Consider the following 15,853-nt stretch of genomic DNA (forward strand, 5'->3'; position numbering starts at 1 on the left):
CCTGGAAGGTGCGCTTCGTGCGCTGCGTGCTGCGTGCGCTCTGCGTGCTTCCCGGCATCCCGGCATCCCGTCATCCGATGATTGGTATTTCCCTCGTGAGTCACACCGACACCCCCGTCACCTCTGCGCCCGCCGAGGGCTATGACGCGTACTCGATCCAGCAGAAGTGGCAGGCGCGCTGGGCCGAGGCCGACCCGTTCCGGGCCGGCGGTGCCGATGACAAGCGTCCGCGGAAGTTCGTGCTCGGGATGTTCCCGTACCCGTCCGGCGACCTGCACATGGGGCACGCCGAGAACTACGCCTACGTCGACGTCGTGGCCCGCTTCTGGCGCCACCGCGGCTACAACGTGCTGAACCCGATCGGGTGGGACTCGTTCGGGCTGCCGGCCGAGAACGCGGCGATCAAGGGCGGCGCGGGCTCCGACCCGCGCGAGTGGACGTACGCGAACATCGCTCAGCACAAGAAGAGCTTCCGCCAGTACGGCTCGTCGTACGACTGGTCGCGCATCCTGCACACCAGCGACCCCGAGTACTACCGCTGGAACCAGTGGCTGTTCCAGCGCCTCTACGAGCGCGGTCTGGCGTACCGCAAGGCCAGCCCGGTCAACTGGTGCCCGAACGACCAGACCGTGCTCGCCAACGAGCAGGTCGTCGACGGGCACTGCGAGCGCTGCGGGGCCGAGGTCGTCAAGAAGAACCTGACGCAGTGGTACTTCAAGATCACCGATTACGCCGACCGGCTGCTCGACGACCTGAACCAGCTCGAGGGTTTCTGGCCGCAGAAGGTGCTCCGGATGCAGCGGAACTGGATCGGCCGCTCGGTAGGGGCCGACATCGACTTCGAGATCGAGGGTCGCGCCGACAAGGTGACGGTGTTCTCGACGCGCCCCGACACGCTGCACGGCGCGACCTTCATGGTCGTCGCCCCCGACAGCGATCTGGCCGCCGAGCTCGCCGCCGGCTCGACGGCCGAGGTGCGCATGCGCTTCCAGGACTACCTCGAGCGCGTGCAGCGCGAGACCGACATCGAGCGCCAGTCGACGGACCGCCCGAAGACGGGCGTGTTCCTCGACCGCTTCGCGATCAACCCCGTGAACGGCGACCGTCTGCCGATCTGGGCGGCCGACTACGTGCTGGCCGACTACGGCCACGGCGCCGTCATGGCCGTGCCCGCGCACGACCAGCGCGACCTCGATTTCGCCCGCGCCTTCGACCTTCCGGTCAAGGTCGTGGTCGACACCACCGCGCCGATCACCGGCGCCATCCCCGTCATCGAGCTCGACGACGACGGCGTGCCGATCGATCCCGGCCCGGTCGAGGCGCTGTCCGACGTCGACCCCGCCCGCACCGGTATCGCGCTCACCGGAGAGGGCCGGCTCATCAACTCCGGGTCGCTGGACGGCCTGTCGAAGCGCAACGCCATCGCGCGCATCATCGAGCAGCTCGAGGCCGCCGGCACGGGGCGTGCCGCGAAGTCGTACCGCCTGCGTGACTGGCTGATCTCACGCCAGCGATTCTGGGGGACGCCGATCCCGATGATCCACACGGAGGACGGCCGTATCGTCCCGGTGCCGGACGACCAGCTTCCGCTCGAGCTGCCCGATGCGCGCGGACTGGACCTGAAGCCCCGCGGGACCTCGCCGCTCGGCGGCGCGACCGAGTGGATGAAGACGACGGATCCCGAGACGGGCGAGCCGGCGCTGCGCGACCCCGACACGATGGACACGTTCGTCGACAGCTCCTGGTACTTCCTGCGCTTCCTCGCGCCGAACGACCCGACGCAGGCGTTCCCGTCCGCCGAGGCCAACCGCTGGGCTCCCGTCGACTCGTACATCGGCGGCGTCGAGCACGCGATCCTGCACCTCCTGTACGCGCGCTTCATCACGAAGGTGCTGTTCGACATGGGGCTGATCGACTTCACCGAGCCGTTCACGAGTCTCATCAACCAGGGCATGGTGCTGCTGGGCGGCTCGAAGATGTCCAAGTCGAAGGGCAACCTCGTCGAGTTCGCATCCAGCATGGTCGACCCGGGAGCCGACGCGTCGCGCGTCGCGATGGTGTTCGCCGGCCCGGTCGAGGACGACATCAACTGGGAGGACGTCTCGACCACCGGCGCCCAGAAGTTCCTGGCACGCGCCTGGCGTGTCGCCAAGGACGTTTCGAGCGATCCCGATGTGATCTGGGCGGAGGGAGACGTGTCGCTGCGGCGCATCACGCATCGCCTCCTGGCCGACGCGCCCGGGCTCGTCGAGCAGACGAAGTTCAACGTCGTCGTCGCCCGGCTGATGGAGCTGGTCAACGCCACGCGCAAGGTCATCGACAGCGGTGCCGGCCCCGCCGACCCGGCGGTGCGCGAGGCCGCCGAGGCCACCGCGATGATCCTCGACCTGTTCGCTCCGCACCTCGCGGAGGAGATGTGGCAGATCCTCGGCTACGACGGCTTCGTGGGCCTGGTGCCGTGGCGCACGGCCGATCCGACCCTGCTCGTCGAGGAGAGCGTGACGGCCATCGTGCAGGTCGACGGCAAGGTCCGTGGAACGCTGCAGGTTCCCGCCCGCATCGACGCCGCAGAGCTCGAGCGCCTCGCCCGTGCCGATGAGAAGGTCGTCCGCGCCCTCGGCGACCGTGACATCACGCGCACCGTCGTTCGACCCCCCAAGGTCGTGAGCTTCAGCACGCACTGACCTTCCTCCCCAGGAAGGCCGGGCCGCGGGATCTCCACATCCTCCGCCCCGTGCGCATCACGGCTGTCACCGGACTCCTAGCGTGAGTCCGGTGACAGCCGGTGACCGCGACGAGCCGCTCGGAACGGTAGCCGCGGTCCCCGCACGGGGCTCAGACTCAGGCTCAGGGCTGAGCGTGCCCGACCCGTCCGCACGGCGGCGGCTCGGCGTCGGCGCCGTGATCGTGATGGTCGTCGCCGCACTCGCCGTCACCGTGGGCATCGGCATCCTTCGCGGTGCGATGTCGCCGGTGGACGAGGTCCTCGTGGACCAGACACCGGTGCCCGTCGCCACGGGCGTCGGCGACCTCTACGTGCACGTGTCCGGCGCGGTGCGCACTCCCGGCCTGTATCTGCTGCGGGCGGGCGCGTGCGTGGTGGACGCGGTCGCCGCCGCGGGCGGCTTCAGCGAGGACGCCGATCGCGACGCGGTCAACCTGGCACGCACGCTCGACGACGGGGAGCAGCTGCCGGTGCCGCACGAAGGCGAAGCGGCGCCGGCCGGCGCGGCCGCCCCGGCAGCCGCCGACGGGCGGGTCGACCTGAATGCGGCGGACGCGGCGATGCTCGAGACGCTGCCGCGCATCGGCCCGGCTCTCGCCGAACGCATCGTCGCCTGGCGCGAGGACAACGGCGGATTCACGAGCGTCGAAGACCTCCTGGCCGTGCCGGGCATCGGCGACAAGATGCTGGAGTCCCTCCGCGACCTCGTGACGGTGTGACGTGCCGCGTGCAGCAGCGCTCCGGCTCGCTCCCGTCGCCGCTTCGTGCTGGGCGGCCGCCGCCGCCGCGATCCTCCTGCCCCCGGCCTCTCCCTGGCTCGCCGCCGCGCTGTGGCTCGTCGTGGCGCTGGGCGCTGTCGCGGTCGTGCGTGCGAGCCTGCCCGCAACCGTGTCCAGCCGCGTTGCGCCCACGCGAGGACGGTTCCGGATGCCGCGTCACGCGGTGCGCCGGGCGCTCGTCGTCGTGGTGCTCGCGGCCGCGGCGTCGGCGACCGCCGCCTCGCATGTCGCTGCGGCGCAGCCCGCGAGAGAGGGTGTCGGGCAACTGGCCCTCGACGGTGGCCGCGCGGTCGAGGTGCGCGCCGAGGTGGTCGGCAAGGTCGAGCGGCGTGCCGACGGGACCGTCGCCTTCGATGCGCGCACCTCGCGCTTCGTGACGGGGCACGAGACCCGCGCGACGGACGTGGAGATCAGCGTGCGCGTGTCGCTGCGCGATGTCCATCGCCTCTCGTCGCTCGACGTCGGCGCAGTGGTCGAGGCTCGCGGCAGCACCACGCCCGGCCGTGCCGGCGAACGCGCCGTGCTGGTGCTCTGGGCGTCCCGAGGGGTCGACGTCGTCCGGGCGGCCGAGGGGGTGGCCGCGATGGCGGCGGAACTGCGGCGCGGGCTGGTCCGCGCCGTGGACGGTCTTCCCGGCGACGGGGCAGGTCTCGTGCCGGGGCTGGCCGTCGGCGACACCTCGGTGGTGTCGCCCGCGCTCGACAGAGCGATGAAGGCGGCATCGCTCTCCCACCTCACCGCGGTGTCGGGCGCCAACTGCGCCCTGGTGGTCGGCCTCGCCTTCGCCCTCGCGGCCGCGCTCGGTGCCTCGCGCGGCCTGCGGGTGGGCTGCGGCCTCGCGGTGCTCGTCGGGTTCGTGGTGCTCGTCACGCCCGAGCCCAGTGTGGTGCGCGCCGCAGCGATGGCTGCCGTCGCGATGCTCGCCGTGCTCCTGGGCCGCACGGGAGTGGGGATCGCGCTGCTGTCGACCGCCGTGACGGTGCTGCTGGTCATCGATCCGTGGCTGGCGGCATCGCTGGGCTTCGCGCTCTCGACCGCAGCGACGGCCGCGCTGCTGCTCTTCGCCCGTCCGCTCGCGGGGGGTCTCGCACGTGCGGTTCCCCGCCCCCTCGCGCTGGCGCTGGCGGTCCCGCTCGCCGCGCAGCTCGCCTGCGGACCGCTGCTGATCCTCATCGAGCCGACCGTGCCCGTCTACGGCGTGCTCGCGAATCTCCTGGCCGGGCCCGCGGCGCCGGCAGCCACGGTGCTCGGCCTCGCGGCATGCCTCAGCGCGCCCTTCCCGTGGCTGCAGTCGGGGCTCGCGGCCCTCGCCTGGGTACCGGCATCCTGGATCGCCGCGACCGCGACGACCGTCGCCGGACTTCCCGGCGACGCCCTGCCCTGGTGGGAGGGCTGGCCCGGGGCCGCGAGCCTGACGATCGTCGGTGTGGCCATCGGGCTCGTCATCGTGCTCCGCCGCGACGGCCCTCCGGCGCGGCGGCTCGCCCGCGCCGCGTCGGTCCTGCTCGTGGCCGTCGTCGCGGGCACGGCCCTGGGCGCGGGGGCACTCACATCGGTCGCGGGGCGCTGGACGCTGCCCGCGGACTGGTCGGTGCTGGCGTGCGACGTCGGTCAGGGCGACGCGGTGCTGCTGCGTTCGGCCGGGGCGGTGGCCCTTGTCGATACCGGCCCGGCGCCGGAGCCGCTCGCCGCCTGCCTGGCACGCGCGGGGATCGGGCGCATCGACCTCCTGGTGCTCACCCACTACGACCTCGACCACATCGGCGGGCTCGACGCCGTGCGCGGTCGGGTCGGCACCGTGCTGCACGGTCCCGGCGATGCGGACGCGGTCCGTCGGATCGCCGCGTTGACGGCGGAGGGCGCGCGGTCGACCCAGGCGTCCACGGGCCTCAGCGGGTCACTCGGCGCGGCGCGGTGGCGTGTGCTGTGGCCGAAGCCCGGCAGTCGGGCATTTCCGGAGGGCAACGACGCAAGCGTCGTCCTCGATGTGCGGGGCGGCGGCATCCCTCCCACGCTGCTCCTCGGCGATCTGTCGGCCTCACCGCAGCGGGTGCTGGCGGCCGCGGGCGCCCTGGCACCGCCGTACTCGATCGTCAAGGTGGCGCATCACGGCAGCGCCGACCAGGACGCCGACCTGTATGTCGCGGTGCAACCGGCTGTGGCGCTGCTGACAGTGGGGGCCGGCAACGACTACGGGCACCCGCGGGTGGAGACCCTCACGATCCTCGACGACGTGGGCGCCCGCATCGCACGCACCGATCTGGACGGCGCGATCGCGCTGTGGTCGTCCGAGAACACGGTCGCGATGTGGCGGGAGCGGGGAGGATGACCAGCCGCCGCCCGCGCCCGGGCTGTGAGGTCGGCGGCCGTCGGTAGGCTGGAGCAATGGCTCCTCCCGCTCGCCGCGCGCCCGCGAAGACGGCGCGCAGCGCCATTCCGCAGCTGTCGTGGCGGGCGCCTCAGCCGGCGCCGATCGTGCTGGTGTCCGGCCCCGAAGAGGTCTGCGCCGAGCGGGCGATCGCCGGTGTGCGCGAGTACCTCCGCGCCGAGGATCCGACGCTCGAGGTCTCCGACATCCGCGCCGACGACTACGCCGCGGGTACGCTGCTGGGCGTCACCTCGCCGTCGCTGTTCGGCGAGCCCCGGCTCGTGCGGGTGAGCGGCGTGGAGAAATGCTCCGACACCTTCCTGGCCGAGGCGGTCTCGTACCTGTCGGCTCCGCAGGATGGCGCCACGGTGGTGCTGCGCCACACCGGCGCCAGCGTCCGCGGCAAGAAGCTGCTCGACGCGATCCGTGCGGGGCAGGGCTCAGGCGTGGAGATCGCCTGCCCGGCCGTCAAGCGCGACTCCGACCGCTTCGACTTCGCCGCGGGGGAGTTCCAGGCGGCCAAGAAGCGCATCGCCCCCACGGCGCTGCGCAGTCTCGTCTCCGCCTTCGCCGACGACCTCACCGAGCTGGCAGCCGCCTGCCAGCAGCTCATCGCCGACGTGCCCGGTGACATCACCGACCAGCTCGTCGAGCGCTATTACGGTGGCCGCGTCGAGACGTCGGCCTTCACGGTCGCCGACACGGCGATCGCAGGCCGCTACGGCGAAGCTCTCATCGCCCTCCGCCATGCGCTGGCCTCGGGTGCCGACCCGGTTCCGCTCGTCGCGGCCGTCGCGATGAAGCTGAGGACGATGGCGCGGGTGGCGGGCAACCGCGAATCCTCGGCTGCCCTGGCGTCGCGGCTGGGCATGAAGGACTGGCAGGTGGACCGCGCGCGCCGTGACCTCACGGGATGGAACGAAGAGAGCCTGGGCCGCGCCATCCAGGCGACGGCGAGGGCGGATGCCGAGGTCAAGGGCGGCTCGCGCGACGCGGTCTTCGCGCTGGAGCGCATGATCACGGTCATCGCGACGCGTTCCCCTTACGGCGCCTGACGTCCGGCAACGCGAAATGGCCCGCCCCCTGACGGGACGGGCCATGTCGACTCGCTCTCACCGCACACTCACGTGGCGGGGCGGCCTCATGGCCGCAGAGCGTGTCGAAGTCTCAGAGCGCCGAGACCTGCTTGGCGATGGCCGACTTGCGGTTCGCTGCCTGGTTCCGGTGGATGACGCCCTTGCTGACGGCCTTGTCGAGCTTCTTGGACGCCGTGCCCAGAGCCTTCTCGGCGGCGGCCTTGTCGCCGGCGGCGATCGCCTCGCGCGTGCGGCGGACGTGCGTCTTCAGCTCGCTCTTCACGGCCTTGTTGCGCTCGCGCGCCTTCTCGTTGGTCTTGTTGCGCTTGATCTGCGACTTGATGTTCGCCACGTGTCGACGTTCTTTCGTTCGAAGGGAATCGGATAGATGTGCCGGTCAGCGAGAGAGGGGCGCTTCGCGACGGTCGTGAGGGCGAACCCACACGCAAGCCAAACAAGGATTCTACCAGGTCGGACGGCGTGCGATGGACGGCGCCGATGCGCGGGGGAGCGGTGCCGGATGATGCATGATCGAGACGTGGCTGCGCGCGTCGCCCGAGGCGCGCGCCCCTGACGAAGGAGTCCGCCGTGCCGCAGCATCCGTCCATCGACCTCGAGACGTTTCCACCCGGCTTCCGATGGTCGGCCGCGACCGCCGCGTTCCAGGTGGAAGGCTCCCGCACCGCCGACGGCCGCGGCCGATCCATCTGGGACGATTTCGTCGACGCTCCGGCCGCGGTCCACGGCGGGGCGACGGCGGAACCCGGGCCCGACAGCTACCGGCGCCACCGCGAGGACGTCGCGCTGCTGGCAGCCCTCGGCGTCGACCGCTACCGCTTCTCGATCTCGTGGGTGCGGGTGCAGCCCGAGCCCGGCGGTCCTGTTCTGCCGGCAGGGCTCGACTACTACCGCCGGCTCGCAGACGACCTGCTCGACGCCGGCGTCACTCCCTTCGCGACGCTGTATCACTGGGACCTGCCGAGCACGCTCGAGCAGCAGGGCGGCTGGCTGCAGCGCGACACCGCGGAGCGCTTCGGCGAGTATGCCGAGATCGTCGCCGAGGCACTGGGCGACCGCATCCGTCATTGGTACACACTCAACGAACCGGTCTCGACGTCGCTGCAGGGCTATGCCGTCGGCACCCTGGCGCCCGGTCGTCAGCTGCTGTTCGACGCGCTGCCGACCGTGCATCATCAGCTCCTCGCCCACGGTCTGGCGCAGCGGGCACTGCGCGCCGCGGGGGCCGAGGAGGTCGGCATCGTCAACAACCACACGCTGGTGCTCCCTGCGAGCGAGATGGAAGCCGACCTCACCGCGGCGGCGGTGTACGACCTGCTCCACAACCTCGTGTTCGCCGAGCCGGTGCTCACCGGGGCGTACCCCGATCTCGAAGCGTTCGGCATTCCGCCGATGCCGGTGGCCGACGGCGATCTCGACGTGATCTCGGCGCCGGGGGACTTCTACGGCATCAACTTCTACAACCCGACGACCGTCGCGGGCGCGCCGCACGGCAGCCCCATTCCGTTCCAGATCGTTCCCACGCCGGGGGCGCCCGTCACCGGGTTCGGACCGGAGTGGCCGATCGTGCCCGCTGCGCTCACCGAGCTTCTGCTCGACTTCCACGAGCGGTACGGCGACCGCCTCCCTCCGCTGGTGATCGGCGAGAACGGCGCGTCGTTCCCCGAACCCGACCACGTCCACGGCCGCGTGGACGATGCCGATCGCATCGGATACCTGGCGGGCCACATCGATGCGGTGGGAGCTGCCATCCGGGCCGGCGCAGACGTCCGCGAGTACACCGTGTGGTCGCTGCTCGACAACTTCGAGTGGGCCGACGGCTGGACGCAGCGCTTCGGGCTGGTGCACGTGGACTTCGATACGGCGCAACGCACGCCCAAGGCCTCGTTCGACTGGTACCGCAGCCTCATCGCGGAGTCCCGCTCGTGAATGCCCGGCGAGGTGCGAAGGTCGGAGCCGGCTGGTTCACGCTGTTCACGCTCGCGTGGCTCGCGCTCTGGACCGTGCAGCTGACGCCGCTGCAGCTCCTCATCCCACTGCAGCTGGACACACCCGACGACGCGGCGGGCTGGATCACCGGCGTCGTGTCATCGGGGCTCGTGCTGGCGATCGGCGGCGTCGCCGGAGTGATCGCGGCCCCGCTCGCGGGTGGCCTCTCCGACCGCACACGCGGCCGATGGGGCCGCCGGCGCCCCTGGGCCCTCGGTGGTGTCGGACTCGGCACCCTGTCGCTCATCGCGATCGCGTTCGCCGACGGACCGTGGGGGGTCGGCCTGGCATGGGTGGGCGTCTCGGTGGGCGTGGCCGTCGCCTCGGCGGCCTTCACCGCGCTCATCGCCGACCAGCTGACGACGCAGCGGGGTGCGGCATCCGCTGCCGTCTCCTCCTCGCAGGCGCTCGGCATCGTGGTGGGCGTCGGGGTGATCGTGCTGCTCGAGCTGGGTGTCGCGGTCGGCTATCTCGCGCTGGCGGGCTTCCTCGCCGTCGTCGGCACCGTGGCCGCGCTGCTGCTTCCCGACCCGCCGGCGAGCGGCGAGGTGGCGGTCGCACGTGAGGTCCGAACGCTCCGCGAGCGCCTCGCCGCGCTGCGGGACCGTGACTTCGCGTGGCTGCTCGCGGGACGCCTGACGGTCAACATCGGCAATGCGCTCGGAACGGGCCTGCTGCTGTTCTTCCTGCTCTACGGACTGCACCGGGATGCCGCGACCGCCGAGGACGAGCTCCTTCTGCTGATCCTGGTGTACACGCTCTTCGTCGTCGCGTCCTCGATCGCCTCGGGTTGGGTCTCCGACCGCACCGGCCGCCGTGTGCCCTTCGTGGTGTGGGCGGCCGTCATCCAGGGCCTCGCGTCGATCATCCTGGTCGTGGCGCCGTCGCTCACGTCGGCCATGATCGCGGCCGCCCTTCTCGGCGTCGGGTACGGCGCGTACATGTCGGTGAGCCTGGCGCTGGGCACCGACCTCCTCCCATACCCGGAGGACCACGCGCGCGACCTCGGATTCGTCAACGTGTCGGCGAGCCTGGGCCAGCTGATCGGGCCGCTCCTGGGTGCGGGCCTCGTGGCCCTCGTCGGCGGGTTCTGGCTGCTCTTCCTGGTGGGCGGCATCCTGTCGATCGTCGGCGGCGTGATGACGTACGCGATCCGCGCCCGGGAGCGGTCAGCGGTCTGACGCCTCGAGGGTGGTGAGCGCGACCTCCAGGAGGGCGTTGAAGACGCGCGGGCGCATGACCGTCACGTGGTGGGTCGTGCGCGGCACGACGACGAGCTCGGCGTGCTGCGCGATGCGCATGAACAGCTTCTCGTTCACGCGCAGCTGGTCGTACTGTCCGTTGACGAACCACAGCGGCACGTCGATGCGGTGCAGCGCCGCGAGGAGATCGAGCACCGAGAGACTGCGCAGTGCCGTGTCCTGCGCGTCCAGCGCGTAGCCGCCCGCGCCGAAGTCGGCGCGTGTCTCATCGGGCAGGATGCGATCGAGCATGCGGTCCGTCAGCCACATCCCGCGGTCGGGGAGCGAGTCGAACCCGCGTGTCAGCATGCGATAGGCGGCGAGCCCGACGCCGCGCGGGATCGCGGTGCAGGACGCTGCGATGAAGCCCGCGACGGGCGGCGGTTGCTCCGCACCCGCGTACTCGATGCACAGCAGGCCACCCATCGAGTGGCCGGAGAGGAGCACCGGGCCACGCTCGGCCGCGGAGCGCACAGCCTGATCGATCGTCGCCATCGCCGATTCGAGCGTGAACTCCTCGGTCATGCGCGCTCCATGGCCGGGCAGATCGACGGCCGTCACGGGCGTGCCGCGAGCGGTCAGGTAGTCGACCTGGGAGCGCCACATCGTGGCGGACGTCCGGATGCCGTGAACGAGCACGACCTGCACCACCATGACGACAGGCTAGCCGGGGCGCTGACGGGCTGCCGACGGCTCGCAGAGTCTCGGCACCGCGCACCCGTACAATCGTCTGGACATGTCACCCCGCGCACTGAAGCCCCTCGAGCCCTCTGCCACGCCGCCCGAGCTGATCCGCAACTTCTGCATCATCGCCCACATCGACCACGGCAAGTCGACGTTGGCCGACCGCATGCTGCAGATCACCGGCGTCGTCTCTGATCGCGACATGCGCGCGCAGTACCTGGATCGGATGGACATCGAGCGCGAACGCGGCATCACGATCAAGTCGCAGGCCGTGCGGATGCCGTGGACGAGCGGCGACCAGACGTTCGCGCTGAACATGATCGACACGCCCGGGCACGTCGACTTCACCTACGAGGTCTCGCGGTCGCTCGCCGCGTGCGAGGGCGCGATCCTGCTCGTCGACGCGGCTCAGGGCATCGAGGCGCAGACGCTCGCGAACCTGTACCTGGCGCTCGAGAACGACCTGCAGATCATCCCGGTCCTCAACAAGATCGATCTTCCCGCCGCCGACCCCGAGAAGTACGCGAAGGAGCTCGCCGGGCTGATCGGCGGCCGCCCCGAGGACGTGCTCCGGGTCAGCGGGAAGACCGGCATGGGCGTCGAGGACCTCCTCGACCACGTCGTCGCGCAGATCCCGGCGCCCCAGGGTGATCCGGATGCCCCGTCCCGCGCGATGATCTTCGACTCGGTGTACGACTCCTACCGCGGCGTCATCACGTACGTCCGCATGGTCGACGGCGCGCTCAACCCGCGTGAGCGCATCCAGATGATGTCGACCCGCGCGATCCACGAACTGCTCGAGATCGGCGTCTCATCGCCCGAGCCGACACCGACCCGGGGCCTGGGCGTCGGCGAGGTGGGCTACCTCATCACCGGCGTGAAGGATGTGCGCCAGTCGAAGGTCGGCGACACCGTCACGAACGCCGCGAAGCCGTCGAAGGACGCACTGCCCGGCTACACCGACCCGAAGCCGATGGTCTTCTCGGGCCTGTACCCGATCGACGGCAGCGACTACCCGTTGCTGCGTGAGGCGCTCGACAAGCTGAAGCTGTCGGATGCCTCGCTCAACTACGAGCCCGAGACCTCGGTCGCCCTCGGCTTCGGGTTCCGCTGCGGCTTCCTGGGTCTACTTCATCTCGAGATCGTGACCGAGCGCCTCGAGCGCGAGTTCGGCCTGGACCTCATCTCGACCGCGCCGTCGGTGACCTACGAGGTGGTGACCGACGACAAGAAGAGCTTCACCGTCACGAACCCCAGCGAGTTCCCCTCCGGCACCAAGATCGCCAGCGTGACGGAGCCGATGGTCAAGGCCGCGATCCTCGCGCCCAAGGACTACGTCGGCACGATCATGGAGCTCTGCCAGTCCCGCCGCGGCACGCTGCTCGGCATGGAGTATCTCGGCGAGGACCGCGTCGAGATCCGCTACAGCATGCCCCTCGGCGAGATCGTCTTCGACTTCTTCGACCACCTGAAGTCGAAGACCGCGGGGTACGCCTCGCTCGACTACGAGCCCAGCGGCGACCAGGAGGCCGACCTCGTGAAGGTCGACATCCTGCTGCAGGGCGAGCCGGTGGATGCGTTCAGCGCCATCGTGCATCGCGACAAGGCCTACGCCTACGGCGTGCTCATGACGGAGCGGCTCAAGAAGCTCATCCCACGTCAGCAGTTCGAGGTTCCGATCCAGGCCGCGATCGGGGCGCGCATCATCGCCCGCGAGTCGATCCGGGCCATGCGCAAGGACGTCCTGGCCAAGTGCTACGGCGGCGACATCAGCCGCAAGCGCAAGCTGCTGGAGAAGCAGAAGGAGGGCAAGAAGCGCATGAAGATGGTCGGTCGCGTGGAGGTCCCCCAGGAGGCGTTCATCGCCGCGCTGTCGGGCGATACGGAGAAAAAGGACGGCAAGTAGGCTGGTCGTCATGCGTCGAGGGAACTTCCGGGACGACACGGTCGACTACGCCGCGGTCGGGGCGACGCAGGCGCCCGATCTCATGCACTATCCGCCGGAGCGCAGCATTCCGGCCGAGCAGTCGTGGCGCATCGGCAGCGGCGAGGCGCGTTTCCGCGCGGCCGGCGAGGCGCTGCTGTCGTGGACGGCGCAACGCGGTGCAGGGCTGGACGTCTCCGACGTACGCCCCGCGTCGGGCCCGATGTACTCCGGCGTCAGCTTCGACGCCGAGGGCACCCCGGTCGCTCCCAGCCGCACCGAGACCGAGCAGCGCTTCGACGCCGACGGCACGCCGTACGTCAGCGCCGGCACCACCATCAGGGTCGACGGCCGGGTGAAGGGCCTCCGCGCCGACGCGGAGCTGCGCGTCATCTTCGCCGTGGAGGAGCCGCGCCGCATCGGCTTCGCACTCGGCACGGTGAGCGATTCGGTCGTCAGCGGCGAGGAATCCTTCATGCTCGACTGGTACGACAACGACGAGGTGTGGTTCACCGTGCGCGCCTTCGACGCACCCCGTGCCGTGCTCTACCGCGTGCTGCCGGGTTTGACCAAGCGCCGTCGGCGCGAGCTGTTCACGCGCTATCTGCGCGCGATCTCGCCGCTGTACACGACACCCGCGTGACGCGCTGATGGGCGCCGCGCTGCCACTGGGCGAGCCGGTTCCGGCGGATGGCTCGCTGCCGGACCTCACCCGCATCGCCCCGGCGACGGACTTCGGTGTCTACCTGCACGTGCCGTTCTGCCGTGTCCGATGCGGATACTGCGACTTCAACACCTACACGTCGTCGGAGCTGCAGGGCGCCCGCCAGGACCAGTACGCCGACACGCTGCTGCGCGAGATCGACCTCGCCGCGACTGTGCTCGATCGCGCCGGCGGCAACCGGCCCGCGACGACGGTGTTCTTCGGCGGCGGCACACCCACACTTCTGCCTCCGGGCGACCTCGCCCGCATGCTCGACGGCGTCCGCGAGACCTTCGGCATCGTCGACGGGGCGGAGGTGACGGTCGAGGCCAACCCCGACACCGTCTCGCCCGCGGTGGCCGCCGAGCTGGCGGCATCCGGCGTCACCCGGCTCTCGATCGGCATGCAGTCCGCGATTCCGCACGTGCTCGCCGCCCTCGATCGCACGCACGATCCCGAGAACGTCCGCACGGCGGTGTCCGCCGCCCGTGACGCGGGCCTGGACGTCAGCGTCGACCTCATCTACGGTGCTCCCGGTGAGTCGCTCGCGGACTGGCGCGCGTCGCTGGAGGCCGCCATCGCACTGGAGCCCGATCACATCTCGGCCTACGCGCTGATCATCGAGGACGGCACGAAGCTGGCGCGCCAGATCCGCCGCGGCGAGGTCGCCGCCCCCGACGACGACCTGCAGGCCGACATGTACGAACTCGCCGACGACCTGCTCGCGGGCGCGGGGTTCGGCTGGTACGAGGTGTCGAACTGGGCACGCGACACGGCGCACCGCTCGCGGCACAACCTCGCCTACTGGCTCGGCTCGGACTGGTGGGGGTTCGGCCCGGGAGCGCACAGTCACATCGGGGGAGTGCGGTTCTGGAACGTCAAGCACCCCGCGGCCTACGCGCAGCGGCTCGCCGCGGGCGAGTCGCCGGCCGCCGGACGCGAGATCCCGGATGCCGAGGCCCGGGCCCTCGAGAACGTGCTGCTGCGCACGCGCGTGCGTGAGGGGCTGCCGGTCGGCGAGCTTCAGGGCGAGGGCCGGCATGCCGTCGCTGCGCTCATCGCGGACGGTCTCATCGACGGACCGACCGCGCTGAAAGGCCACGTCGTGCTGACCCGACGCGGCCGTCTGCTGGCCGACGCGGTCGTGCGCGCGCTGACCGCATGATCCTGCGGAGGCGGGCGGAGGCCGTGCGGCGTCGCTCGGCGCTCCTGACAGAGGCATCCGATAGAATTGGCACTCCAGTCGTGCGAGTGCCAGACGCCCTGGTGCCGACAGCAGCGTGAGGAGGCGGGATGGTCAGCGAGCGAGGCCTGCAGGTGCTGCGCGCGATCGTGCAGGACTACGTCGACACGCGTGAGCCCGTCGGCAGCAAGACGATCGTCGAGCGTCACGCCTTCGGCGTGTCTGCGGCGACGATCCGCAACGACATGGCGCTGCTCGAAGACGAAGAGCTCATCGTCGCGCCGCACACGTCGTCGGGACGCGTGCCGACCGACAAGGGCTATCGCGTCTTCGTGGACCACCTCGCTGAGATCCGCCCGCTCTCGTCGGCGCAGCGCTCCGCGATCGCGTCGTTCCTCGACGGCTCAGGCGACCTGGACGACGTGCTGGTTCGCACCGTCCGCGCACTCACCCAGCTCACGGGCCAGGTGGCGATCGTGCAGTATCCGTCGTTCGCGCGCGCCAACGTCACGCACGTGGAGCTGGTGCAGCTCGGCGGCGGACGGATGCTGGTGATCGTCGTCACCGACACCGGCCGCGTCTCGCAGCGACTGACCTTCGTCGGTGAGGACTTCGACGACACCGACCTGGCACACATCCGTGCGCGGCTCGGCACCCTCCTGGTCGGCCGGCCGGTCCGTGAGGGGCTCCAGCGCATCGCGGAGCGGCTCGAGGTGCCGGACGCCCAGGCACCCGCTCACGAGCGTGCGACGGACGAGATCGTCCGCGCGGTCGCCGAAGAGCTCGAGGAGTTCCGGCAGGACAAGCTCGTGATGGCCGGCAGTGCGAACCTCGCTCGCAGCGAGTCCGACTTCCGGGGCAGCATCTACCCGCTTCTCGAGGCGATCGAGGAGCAGGTCACGCTGCTGCGGCTGATGGGCGAGATGGTCGCCGACGAGCAGGGGCTCGCCGCGAGCATCGGCCGCGAGAACGAGGCGTTCGGCCTGGCCGAGGCATCCGTCGTCGCCAGTGACTACGACGCGACCGGATCGCTCGCACGCGTCGGCGTGCTCGGTCCGACACGCATGGACTACCCGACGAACCTCGCGACGGTCCGCGCCGTCGCGCGCTACCTCACGCGCATGCTCGAGCAGGACGACAATTCCCGCTGACGCGGACGCGCA

General features: G+C 70.9%; 12 protein-coding genes. 10 read left to right on the plus strand and 2 right to left on the minus strand.

Going from position 1 to position 15,853, the window contains the following annotated elements; all coding sequences use genetic code 11:
* Positions 1–77 precede the first annotated feature (77 nt).
* The 4 genes from leuS to holA all read left to right on the plus strand — a co-directional run bounded on the left by leuS (position 78) and on the right by holA (position 6,927).
* Entirely contained in the window at positions 78–2,684 is a 2,607-nt protein-coding gene (leuS, locus tag ACI3KY_RS05830; protein ID WP_404929259.1) for a leucine--tRNA ligase, read from the plus strand.
* Positions 2,685–2,910: 226 nt separating this feature from the next.
* A complete protein-coding gene (locus ACI3KY_RS05835) occupies positions 2,911–3,444 on the plus strand; it encodes a ComEA family DNA-binding protein (RefSeq protein WP_404929311.1) in 534 nt (177 codons plus the stop codon).
* 1 nt (position 3,445) lies between these two features.
* Positions 3,446–5,833, plus strand: a complete 2,388-nt coding sequence (locus ACI3KY_RS05840) for a ComEC/Rec2 family competence protein (protein ID WP_404929260.1) — start codon at positions 3,446–3,448, stop codon at positions 5,831–5,833.
* A gap of 56 nt (positions 5,834–5,889) precedes the next feature.
* The gene (holA, locus tag ACI3KY_RS05845) at positions 5,890–6,927 is read left to right on the plus strand and encodes a DNA polymerase III subunit delta (protein WP_404929261.1); all 1,038 of its coding nucleotides are present in this window, start codon (positions 5,890–5,892) and stop codon (positions 6,925–6,927) included.
* Between the two features lie 112 nt (positions 6,928–7,039).
* Here holA and rpsT read toward each other — a convergent pair whose 3' ends face one another.
* Positions 7,040–7,300, minus strand: a complete 261-nt coding sequence (rpsT, locus tag ACI3KY_RS05850; RefSeq protein ID WP_404929262.1) for a 30S ribosomal protein S20 — start codon at positions 7,298–7,300, stop codon at positions 7,040–7,042.
* Between the two features lie 236 nt (positions 7,301–7,536).
* Here rpsT and ACI3KY_RS05855 point away from each other — a divergent pair, with 236 nt between their 5' ends.
* Both ACI3KY_RS05855 and ACI3KY_RS05860 read left to right on the plus strand, forming a co-directional pair.
* Complete coding sequence (locus ACI3KY_RS05855; RefSeq protein WP_404929263.1) at positions 7,537–8,895, plus strand: GH1 family beta-glucosidase; 1,359 nt, start codon at positions 7,537–7,539, stop codon at positions 8,893–8,895.
* Complete coding sequence (locus ACI3KY_RS05860; RefSeq protein ID WP_404929264.1) at positions 8,892–10,136, plus strand: MFS transporter; 1,245 nt, start codon at positions 8,892–8,894, stop codon at positions 10,134–10,136. The genes ACI3KY_RS05855 and ACI3KY_RS05860 overlap by 4 nt, the downstream gene beginning before the upstream one ends.
* Here the strand turns inward: ACI3KY_RS05860 and ACI3KY_RS05865 are convergent.
* The gene (locus tag ACI3KY_RS05865) at positions 10,125–10,850 is read right to left on the minus strand and encodes an alpha/beta fold hydrolase (protein ID WP_404929265.1); all 726 of its coding nucleotides are present in this window, start codon (positions 10,848–10,850) and stop codon (positions 10,125–10,127) included. The genes ACI3KY_RS05860 and ACI3KY_RS05865 overlap by 12 nt on opposite strands.
* Before the next feature lie 82 nt (positions 10,851–10,932).
* Here ACI3KY_RS05865 and lepA point away from each other — a divergent pair, with 82 nt between their 5' ends.
* The 4 genes from lepA to hrcA all read left to right on the plus strand — a co-directional run bounded on the left by lepA (position 10,933) and on the right by hrcA (position 15,841).
* Positions 10,933–12,786 carry a translation elongation factor 4 gene (lepA, locus tag ACI3KY_RS05870; protein ID WP_404929266.1) on the plus strand — a complete coding sequence of 618 codons (1,854 nt, stop codon included), beginning with the start codon at positions 10,933–10,935 and terminating at the stop codon, positions 12,784–12,786.
* A gap of 10 nt (positions 12,787–12,796) precedes the next feature.
* On the plus strand, positions 12,797–13,447 hold the full coding sequence (locus ACI3KY_RS05875) for a DUF1990 family protein (RefSeq protein ID WP_404929267.1): 651 nt from the start codon (positions 12,797–12,799) through the stop codon (positions 13,445–13,447).
* Between the two features lie 7 nt (positions 13,448–13,454).
* Positions 13,455–14,672, plus strand: coding sequence for a radical SAM family heme chaperone HemW (gene hemW, locus ACI3KY_RS05880; RefSeq protein WP_404929268.1), 1,218 nt, complete (start codon positions 13,455–13,457; stop codon positions 14,670–14,672).
* Positions 14,673–14,800: 128 nt separating this feature from the next.
* Positions 14,801–15,841, plus strand: coding sequence for a heat-inducible transcriptional repressor HrcA (gene hrcA, locus ACI3KY_RS05885; protein ID WP_194415318.1), 1,041 nt, complete (start codon positions 14,801–14,803; stop codon positions 15,839–15,841).
* Positions 15,842–15,853: the final 12 nt, after the last annotated feature.

Origin of the sequence: Microbacterium sp. ZW T2_14 (assembly GCF_044987405.1) — a bacterium.
Lineage (GTDB): Bacteria > Actinomycetota > Actinomycetes > Actinomycetales > Microbacteriaceae > Microbacterium.